1 protein-coding gene is annotated in these 349 nt (G+C 68.2%); it reads left to right on the forward strand.

Going from position 1 to position 349, the window contains the following annotated elements:
• Nucleotides 1-349, forward strand: a 349-nt coding sequence (locus tag U5809_RS34605; protein ID WP_322089857.1) for an aminotransferase class I/II-fold pyridoxal phosphate-dependent enzyme, incomplete at both ends; no start/stop codon positions are given.

The raw sequence follows: 349 nt of genomic DNA on the forward strand, positions 1-349 counted from the left end.
ATACGGCACACGCTACGACCCGGCCACCGAGATCACGGTGATCGCGAGCGCGAGCGAAGGGCTCTACGCGGCGATCAGCGCGCTCGTGCACCCGGGCGACGAGGTGATCTACTTCGAGCCGTCGTTCGACAGCTATGCGCCGATCGTGCGCCTGCAGGGCGCGACGCCGGTCGCGATCAAGCTGTCGCCCGAGCATTTCCGCGTGAACTGGGACGAAGTGGCGGCCGCCATCACGCCGCGCACGCGGATGATCATCGTCAACACGCCGCACAACCCGACCGCGACCGTGTTCTCGGCCGACGATCTCGAGCGGCTCGCGCAGCTCACGCGCGCCACGGGCATCGTCGTA

Source organism: Burkholderia sp. BCC1999 (assembly GCF_905339975.1).
Taxonomy (GTDB): domain Bacteria; phylum Pseudomonadota; class Gammaproteobacteria; order Burkholderiales; family Burkholderiaceae; genus Burkholderia.